The sequence below is a fragment of the Candidatus Magnetobacterium casense genome, assembly GCF_019173545.1.
Taxonomy (GTDB): Bacteria; Nitrospirota; Thermodesulfovibrionia; order Thermodesulfovibrionales; family Magnetobacteriaceae; genus Magnetobacterium; species Magnetobacterium cryptolimnobacter.
In genome coordinates this window covers 1-8,855 of sequence record NZ_JABXWD010000138.1, presented here as the reverse complement: position 1 = coordinate 8,855, position 8,855 = coordinate 1, and the positions used below count along the sequence as shown (strand labels likewise).

Sequence of the window (8,855 nt, the reverse complement as noted above, 5' to 3'; positions counted from 1 at the left end):
GCTGTCTTGTCGGGAAGCTCGTTGAGAGGGTCAAGGACAAGGAGTTGGTTGTCTTTCACGGGGTGGTCAGTGAGGCGGATGTGACCGTGAAGTTGAGGGCGATGCTCAAGAGGTTGGGCAATGATGAGGGTTTTGCAATGCTTAAATCTGATAAACCGTATGGGCAAAAGATAGAATTTCTTTTCCGTGAAGCCTTTAAAAATAACATTTCGACTATTATCTATTTCGATGACTTTGAGCAAAACCTCATTCGTAGCGGCAATGAGTACAACGTGAAGCCTGAGACAATCGAGGTCATCCGTCCCTTTCTTGAGGCGGTTGATTGGGCTGAAGGCAGCAGCAACGTCGTGATATCGAGCCGGTTCCGTTTATACTTGAGGTCGATGGTGAAGACCTGTCCAGGACGAAACTCGTTGATATAACGCTAAGGTCGTTTGATGGTGCTGATTTAGACAAGAAGGCGAGTAATCTTAAGTTTGTCGCAAAGAGCAGCCACGTTGAGATGTATTTGCGATACGGCGGCGGCAATCCCCGATTGTTAGAGTGGTTAGACGTCATTGCCAGGGACGAGGGCAGGTACGATTTAAAGGCCCTTGAGGCAGAGTTGCAGCGCAGGCATGGTGAGTTCATTCACGAATATCTTGCGGATGTGATCGCAGAGACTACGGGGGAAGAGTTCCACGGGTTTATCCGGAGGGCTGCCGTGTACGGAGAACCTGTTGGTGCGACAGCCTTTGCGGGCTTTGGCGGTGCACGGTTTTTGGACACGGGCGTTGATCTGACGTTGGTTGAGCGTGAGGTGCGAGCCGCACTGGCAATAAAAGACTTAGGGCGTGGTGAGTTTGTGTACTGGGTGACGCCCGTCATTCGTGATGCCATGTGGGGCAATTTGACGCTAGGGGAGCAGCTTGAGATGCACGAGTTGGCGTATAAATGGTACAGCGAGTGGGTTAAAACCTCATCGGAGCCGAACTACAAGTACCTGGAGGAGGCCGTTCGTCACGCCCTTGCGGTGGGTGACATCCGCGGTGCGTGTCCGTATGCGCGTGATTTGGGGTGGTACTTTGACGAGCTGGTTTTATATCGGCAGGGTTGGGCGATTATGGAGAAGGTTGCCGTCAGGGTCACAGATGAGGTGATTGGCGAGGCCAAGGCAGCGAAAGATGTGGAGGTTGGCAGTCTTCTTCATGCGTATGCGCAGTCATTATGGAAGTTGGGTGATGCAAATCAGGCGATTGTGTTTCACGAAAAATCCCTTGCGATATTCCAGGCAGTCTATGGAGAAAGCCATCCGTATGTGGCTGCCTCGTATCACGAAATTGGCTTGGCTTGGCTTGCGTTAGGCGATGCCAGGCAGGCGATTGCGTTTTACGAAAAATCCCTTGCGATATTACAGGAAGTCTACGGAACCAGACATCCATACATTAAGCGATTATGTAACAACATGGCCATCGTATATGACGAAACAGGTGATCCGCAAAAGGCAGCCGACTACAGAGTGAAGGCCAAAGCGGCCTGGTCTTGAGCCATGCCGGTGGTATAAATGAATCAGGAGGATAACGATACATGAGCAGCATAAGCATAAAGATATCGGATACAGCCAACGACCGGCGTGAGGTACACATCAACGGCGAACTGTCCTATCACATCAACGAGGACGAGCTAACCGGGATTGTCCGGGAGACCCACAAGAGCTTGTGGGAGGAGGACGGGGCCAATGGCGCTGAAATCGGTAAGAGTCTCTACAAACTCCTCAATCGCAGCGCCGGAAAGCTGCAGGAGATCATCAGGGCAGCCAGGGATACGAACACACACGCAACCCTGTATCTGCAAACGCCATACGAGTTGACGCAGTTGCCGTTTGAGCTGCTAAACGACGGGAGCTTCGTCCTGCTCGACCACAATATACACATAATCCGCCTGGTTGATGAGCGTGGGAGTTTAGCTTCGGTTACGTCCAAGAAAGGGCCGATTAATATGCTCTTTATGGCCTGCTCGCCGAAGGATAAGAAACGCCTTGACTTTGAAAATGAGGAAGAACTGATCTTCAACGAAACTGCAAACTATAACATCTCTATGACCGTAGAGTACACTGGCAGCCTCAAGGGCCTTAAGAAGGCCAATATTGCAGCCGGTGGGTTTGATGTCATCCACATCACGGGCCATGCCGGCATTGACGATGCTATGAGTCCGGTGTTCTGCATGGAGGATGAGGCTGGTAACTGCGATCAGGTATCGCCACAAATGTTGTGGGATGCAATCAGGTATTTCCCGCCAAAGATACTTTTTCTCTCCGCCTGTTTAACTGGTGACACTGATAATAAAATGGCATACGGATCGTTTGCATACCTGATGACGAAAAAAGGTATAAATTGGGTACTTGCCTGGGGAGTTTCCGTTAAAGACGAGGCGTCAGCCCTTGTGATTACTGAGGTATACAGGAGTCTCGCAATTGGCCAGAGGATCGATCACGCCGTACAAAACGCACTAAGGTTACCTGAGATCAAACACCACTCCTGGCCGTTGTTGAGGCTCTTTGGCAACGCAGCGCCGATTGTACCATTGGTTCAGGCCGGCTTGCCGCCAAAAGCAAACAACCCCGTTTATGTCAGACGCACAATACTAAGGGACGGCGGCATCAATGTCCTTGCCAGTGGCTTTGTTGGCAAGAGGCCATATCTCAAGGACGGTTCAGAGGTGCTTGCCAGGGGGAAGGATGGCAAGTTCGGGCTTTTGATACATGGCCCCGCCGACACCGGAAAGAGCTGTCTCGCTGCAAAGCTCATCGAAAGACGTGTGGACAAGGAGTTGGTTGCCTTTAAGGGGGTGATCAATGAGGAGGGTGTTGTATCGAAACTGAGGAGATTGCTTAACAGATTGGGCAACTTGAACATCCTGAGTTCGAATGAATCATACGAGGACAAGATACGAGACCTCTTCCGCAATGTTTTCAATAGTCAGGTCGCTGCAATTATATATTTCGACGGCTTTGAGGAAAACCTTGAGCCAAGTGGCGGTAAGTATTACGTAAAGCCTGAAACAATTGCGGTCATCCGTCCCTTTCTTGAGGCGGTTGAATGGGCCGAGGGCAACAGCAACGTCGTCATAACCAGCCGCAATGAGTTTGTCCTTGAGCATTACGGCGAAAATCTGCCGGCAACAAAGCTCTTTGGCATCGGGCTGCAGTAGTGCAATAGCGTTGACCGCTCCCGCTGCATCAAAGTTTATGCTCTGTGGGCAATGTGGAATTTTTGGAGCGCTATGATATATAATAATATACAGTTGAAATAAACTAACTTTAAAGAATGGAGAGAGGACACAAAGTATGAAGAAGCGATTGCTGTTGGTAGTGGTATTAGGAGTGTTTTTAACGACCCTGGCATGTTCAAAGGCACCGGAGGACAATGTGCTTAAAAAGGGTGGCACTACTATTGTCAAGTTGGGTCAGGAGACGATAACAAGTGAGCAGTTACAGGATGAGCTGGCAAAGTTGCCGCCAAACATAAAAGCCATGTTTACCGGTAAGGATGGCCTTAAGAGGTTGGTTGATGAAGTCAAAAAGCGGGAAGTACTATACCTTGAGGCCAAAAAGGTCGGGCTTGACAAGGACCCTGAGTTTGTCAAAAAAATATCAGAATTCAGGAAAATAAATCTCATTAACACCCTTATCCAGAAAAACGTGCAGACGGCAGACGTTAAGGTAACCCCCGAAGAGGCAAAGAAATACTATGACGATAACCAAAAAGAGTTCGTAATGCCCGAACAGGTCAGGGCAGTCCACATCCTTGTAAAGACCGAAAAGGAGGCAAATGACCTCTCTGACAAGTTAAAGAAGGGTGGTGATTTTGCCGCTGCGGCAAAGGCATCCTCACTGGATACCGCTACGGCGGAGAAGGGGGGAGACCTCGGTTTCTTTTCACGCGGTCAGATGGAACCCAACTTTGATGAGGCCGTATTTAAGCTGAAGAAGGGGGAGTTAAGCACACCCGTTAAGACCTCCTTTGGCTATCATATAATCAAGGTAGTTGACACCAAAGAGGCAAAGACCACCGAATTTGAAGCCGTAAAGCAAATGATAGTTCAGTACCTCACTGGTGAGAAGCAGAAGAAGGCATTTGATAACTACTACTCATCTGTGGAGAAGAACTACAGCGTGCAGGTTGACGAAAAGGCCCTTGATGAATTTGTAAACAAGCAGAGTGCCCCCGCTCCGGCGGCTCCAGGTGCGGGTGCGCCCAATGCTCCGGCACTACCACCGCCGGCAGGGGAACCACATAAGTAATGTCGCAAGTAAAACGGATATTGCTATCCGTGTCTGTTAGAGGATTTGTGGGATGTTGAGACTAAGAGATGGCATTGTTGAGTTGTACACAAAGGTGGCCTCATCTATTCCCTCTGACGTGGAGGATGCCTTAAAGCAGACCTACACGTCAGAGGCTACAGCCGGCGAACCAGTACCAGGACGTGGCAGTGGATGTTTCTCTGTTATCATTGATAACGTCAAAAATGCCAGGACAACCAGAAAGCCGTTGTGTCGTGATATCGGCATACCTGTTTTTTGGGTAAAGATACCACACGGTCTTGATCGTCAACAGATCACTGTTGAGATCGTGGAGGGTAGCAGGCGGGCGGTTGTAAAGCTGCTCCGCGGTCCTGCAGATAGCGGTGGTTCGGAGGCGGATGTGGCTGCTGTCAATCCTGCCATCTACTTTGAGGACTCCGATAAAAACAACCTCGTCGTAGACCTGTTACTCAAAAACACCGACTGTCAACCTGGCGGAGAGTTATCCCAGATAGAGGGCAGTGCCAACTTTGCCTTAAAATCTGCTGCCGACGTTCAGGTCAACACTGAAGATTACTACCAAAAAATCAGAGACATCGTAGCAGATACCGTCAAAAAGGCAAAGAAGAGCGTCTGTGGTCCATACACCATAGGGGTTGGCATCGGTTCGGAGGGGGATGATGTGGCCATGATCTCAAAAAAACAGCTCCTGAGAAGACTCAACGACATCAACCCCGCAACACAGGAACTTGAAAAAAAACTACTGGAGGACCTCAACGCCATCTATACCACAGTATCGGGTTCAACAGCGGAGACCACTGCCTTGGGGGTTAAGGTCGGGGGGAGTTATTCAGACCCCGCCTCCGTTGTGGTAAACGTCTCCATCTGTTGTTGGGCCAACAGACGTGGCAGGCTGATCTGGGGGTAGGTGGCCCTGCCCCTGATGTCTGACACCATTGATATCACATACGACATAACCCCTCACCACAAAGGAGACAACATCGACGCCATCCTCCGGGAGATTGCACTGGAGCAGACCGTAGAGGTCCCCGACGGATATTTCTTCAACAAGCCCCACATAAACACAACGATCGTGCCCACGGTAAAAGACGTCCACCCTACAGATCAGGGGCGTTACCGTGCAACTCTGGCGTTTAATCCCGAGGTAACCGCTTATCAACTGCCGCAGTTTTTAAACGTCCTCTTTGGCAACATTTCGTTTAAGGGCAACATAAGGGTTGTTGCGATAGACCTTCCGGAGGACTTCCTTGGGACATTTAAGGGGCCGGGGTATGGGATACCGGGGATACGTCAGATGTTGGGGGTTTACGGCAGGCCGCTATTGTCTGCCGTGCTCAAGCCCATGGGGCTTTCTGCGGCTGACCTTGCCACTGTAGCGACGGAGTTTGCCCTCGGAGGAGCCGATATCATCAAGGATGACCACGGACTGACAGACCAGACATTTTGTCCCTTTGAGCAGCGCGTGACCCTCTGTCAACAAGCCATTGAGGCGGCAAACGCAAAGACCTCCAGAAAAACCCTATACTTCCCAAATGTCACTGACGGCGCAGACAGACTCGAAAGCCGCATCCGGTTTGCACTGAGACAGGGCATTGTCGGCGTGCTGGTGGCGCCATACATCGTAGGGCTTGATACGGTGAGGTACCTGGCCTCAACATATCGGATAATCATCATGGCACATCCGGCGTTGACCGGGGTCTATTTCCACGACCTCAATCACGGCATACGACCGGCGGTGTTGTTGGGCACCGTGTTTCGGTTGATGGGCGCTGATCTGTCAATTTTTCCCAACGCCGGTGGGAGGTTTAATTTCACACCGGAGGAGTGTCTGGCCCTGTCGCAGGAACTGAGGGCACCGCTTGGGCAACTGAAACCGGCCTTTCCGGCACCCGCAGGCGGCATGAGCCTCGACAACGTCCCCGACATGGCCGCCATGTATGGCCCCGATTCGGTCTGCACCATCGGGGGATCGCTCTTAAAGCATCCCGCTGGTATCAGAGAAAGCACGGCGGCGTTCCTTGAAAGGATTACCTCCAATTTTCCACAGGCGTCATATCAGCCATCAGCTAGGTTGTCCACCACACAGTGGCAAACCCAATTGTCTCAGGTCTCCGTCACGCTGGGAGAGGCGTTTGAGCATTTGGCATTTGCCGAGGGTTTTCGATGGTCAGGTCGGCCCCCGCGGCCATACAAGGAGGGTATCAATCAGCCGTTTCGGTACATCTCCAGGCATGAGCTTATCGGACGGTACGGCGAGGAGACACGCTTTGACCTGCGATACTTTCAGATAGACCCTGGCGGGTATTCGACCTTCGAGCGACATCTTCACATCCATGTGGTTATCTGCATCCGTGGTGAGGGCGTGTTTGTAATCGGCGGCAATCGGTACCCGTTGAGGCCATTTGACGTTGCATACGTAGCGCCAATGCGGCCACATCAGTTGCTCAATGAGTCAGACGTCCCCTTTGGCTTCTTCTGCATCGTTGACCACGAACGCGACAGACCTATACAGCTCTGAGTTATAGCACGTTTCGATTTTGTGCGATACAAGAAAGAAAGGGGCGGCTCCGCCCCCCTTTAGAACCCCCTGCAAGGGGACCAGTCCCCAACTGAGCCGGGGGTCGCTGACCCCTTGACCCCGTAAAAATGCCGTGTGTTTTGTATTTAATCAAATCTAAATCTGCTATATATTTTACTTCTTTTTGAACAGGATGTCTATGATAGACTTCCCTCTGTAGCGTTGAATGTCTGGACTTGTTTGGCAAGGTCATCGGTATGGGCTGATTTCTTGGCGTTGTCGTTGTATACCTGGGTAAAAGGGTCTCTATTTTTTCCCTGAGCTTTTTGCCTTCGTCCAGGTGTTGGCCATAGTTTTCGTTTTGTTTGGCGATATCCCTTTGCAGTTCACCGATAATCTTGTCTATCTGTTTGGAAAAGTTTTCCAGGGTTCTTTCCAGTTTACCGGTAGCTCCTTCGATAGGGGTGCTCATTCTTTCCAGGGTGGTTTTTATTGCCTGGAGGCCTTTTGTGAGGGTTTCTATGTTCTGCTTTGTTATCTCCATGTTGCTGTTGCTGACGCTTGTGGTGGCTGCCTTGGCCTCGTTGACAAAGGCCAGCACGTTGGAGTCAAGGCGTTGGCGCAGTTCAAGGAAGGACTTCGTATGCGTTGATGACCTTGACGATGTCGTGTATCTCCCCCTGTTGGACACTCAGCGACTTTGAGAGGTGCTCTCTGGTGGTTTCAGCCCCCTTTAGTATTTGCTCGTACAGACCCTTTATACTATTCTGAAATAACTGCTGGTCAAATACGATCTTGTTAAAGGTCTTTGAAAACTTATCCATTCGTTCGCAGAAGGAACCGTTAAAGAAGGCGGCGGTGTCTTTCATTTGTGTTGTCGCTGCACCGAGCGATGTCAAGAGTTCATTGGCGCTGTGGAGGTTTTTGTTAAAATCGCCGCCTTCATTCTGGATGGATTCTGCCAGTTTTGCGATCTCCTTTACGTGTGAGATGGTGGGATAGAGTTGCGGTATCCATACGTTTATGGTTGTGTGTTCGAGTCTGTCCTTCAGGACATTGCAGAAGAGGCTGATGTACACCCCGTAGAGGAAGACCCCAAAGATGGTAAACATAACACCCAGGATGCTGGGGGCAAAGGCGCTTTTGAGGCTTCCCAGGAGGTCTTTTAGCGCAATCGTGGCGCCTCCCTTGACCTGCCCGATGTCGGTATCGGCGCTGAACATGGGGGAGAGTTGTGCAAGGCTGTCTGCCAGGCCAAAGAGCGTCCCAAGTAGACCGACGATGATAAAGATGCTCAGTATGTTTTTCAGGAGGGCGTTACCGGCAAACAACCGGTGATTGGTATAGTTGAGCAGGGAGCTGATCTCCAGTTGAGTGCCCTTTATGCCGGCATCAAAGATCGTTTTGACGTGTTCGGCGATTAGCGATTTTTTTGAGACGCTGTTGCCCTTGAGGAACAGCTCAAATACTGCCTCCGCCTTTTCGTGCTTTTTGCCGTGGATGTACTCGTGGCGGGATTCCTCATAAAAGCTCGTCAGGAGATTGACGTTGGACAGCTTTGAGACAGCCCGCCAATTAGAGATGAGCACCAGCGTCCGTATCAGTCCCAGCAACAACCATAAGGCAAAGATCGCCAGCAGGAACAACATCACAACCCCGGCTATCGGGTTGGACGGCGTCATGTACGTCAGAAACGTTTGCAATAAGTTAGACGATGTCAATAGTTGGCTCCTCTTTTTTTGTGCTTAGGGTAGATGTATGAGTTAGCTTAACTCTATTTCGTCTAGTACATCTACCTTCCATTCAGCAGTGTTATATTTCTTTAAAATTGCCGGTTTTATAAGAGTAATTTTTGTATAGCTTTTACCTGATAAAATGCTGCTATTTGATCCCTTTAATGTAAAAATGTGGTTTAAGGCATTGCTAGGTAGCACCCCAAACAACCGTGGTCATGCAGCCACCGCCATTGTTTGGTTTTGTAGGTGCCTGGGTGGTCGTCCTCGTCGTGGAGGATCAACCCATAACGGCAACGGC

8 protein-coding genes are annotated in these 8,855 nt (G+C 50.4%); 6 read left to right on the top strand and 2 right to left on the bottom strand.

The window, feature by feature from the left end:
* The 6 genes from HWQ67_RS08875 to HWQ67_RS08850 form a co-directional block, all read left to right on the top strand.
* Positions 1-422, top strand: a 422-nt coding sequence (locus HWQ67_RS08875) for a hypothetical protein (protein ID WP_218252328.1), incomplete at its 5' end; no start/stop codon positions are given.
* Positions 423-502: 80 nt separating this feature from the next.
* The gene (locus HWQ67_RS08870) at positions 503-1,525 is read left to right on the top strand and encodes a tetratricopeptide repeat protein (RefSeq protein ID WP_218252327.1); all 1,023 of its coding nucleotides are present in this window, start codon (positions 503-505) and stop codon (positions 1,523-1,525) included.
* A gap of 41 nt (positions 1,526-1,566) precedes the next feature.
* The gene (locus HWQ67_RS08865) at positions 1,567-3,189 is read left to right on the top strand and encodes a CHAT domain-containing protein (RefSeq protein WP_218252326.1); all 1,623 of its coding nucleotides are present in this window, start codon (positions 1,567-1,569) and stop codon (positions 3,187-3,189) included.
* A 136-nt stretch (positions 3,190-3,325) separates the two neighbouring features.
* Positions 3,326-4,282: a peptidylprolyl isomerase gene (locus HWQ67_RS08860; RefSeq protein WP_218252325.1), complete on the top strand. Its 957-nt coding sequence runs from the start codon at positions 3,326-3,328 to the stop codon at positions 4,280-4,282.
* 52 nt (positions 4,283-4,334) lie between these two features.
* The gene (locus tag HWQ67_RS08855) at positions 4,335-5,210 is read left to right on the top strand and encodes a fumarate hydratase (RefSeq protein WP_218252324.1); all 876 of its coding nucleotides are present in this window, start codon (positions 4,335-4,337) and stop codon (positions 5,208-5,210) included.
* 15 nt (positions 5,211-5,225) lie between these two features.
* Positions 5,226-6,821, top strand: coding sequence for a RuBisCO large subunit C-terminal-like domain-containing protein (locus tag HWQ67_RS08850; protein ID WP_218252323.1), 1,596 nt, complete (start codon positions 5,226-5,228; stop codon positions 6,819-6,821).
* A gap of 1 nt (position 6,822) precedes the next feature.
* On the opposite strand, the gene HWQ67_RS08845 is transcribed toward HWQ67_RS08850, so the two are convergent.
* Both HWQ67_RS08845 and HWQ67_RS08840 read right to left on the bottom strand, forming a co-directional pair.
* Positions 6,823-7,512 carry a hypothetical protein gene (locus HWQ67_RS08845; RefSeq protein WP_218252322.1) on the bottom strand — a complete coding sequence of 230 codons (690 nt, stop codon included), beginning with the start codon at positions 7,510-7,512 and terminating at the stop codon, positions 6,823-6,825.
* A complete protein-coding gene (locus HWQ67_RS08840; RefSeq protein ID WP_218252321.1) occupies positions 7,448-8,542 on the bottom strand; it encodes a MotA/TolQ/ExbB proton channel family protein in 1,095 nt (364 codons plus the stop codon). The genes HWQ67_RS08845 and HWQ67_RS08840 overlap by 65 nt, the downstream gene beginning before the upstream one ends.
* Positions 8,543-8,855: the final 313 nt, after the last annotated feature.

Excerpts from the sequence above, each read along its gene's own strand:
- HWQ67_RS08870 (WP_218252327.1), top strand. The coding sequence starts at position 503 with ATGTATTTGCGATACGGCGGCGGCAATCCCCGATTGTTAGAGTGGTTA.
- HWQ67_RS08865 (WP_218252326.1), top strand. The coding sequence starts at position 1,567 with ATGAGCAGCATAAGCATAAAGATATCGGATACAGCCAACGACCGGCGT.
- HWQ67_RS08860 (WP_218252325.1), top strand. The coding sequence starts at position 3,326 with ATGAAGAAGCGATTGCTGTTGGTAGTGGTATTAGGAGTGTTTTTAACG.
- HWQ67_RS08855 (WP_218252324.1), top strand. The coding sequence starts at position 4,335 with ATGTTGAGACTAAGAGATGGCATTGTTGAGTTGTACACAAAGGTGGCC.
- HWQ67_RS08850 (WP_218252323.1), top strand. The coding sequence starts at position 5,226 with ATGTCTGACACCATTGATATCACATACGACATAACCCCTCACCACAAA.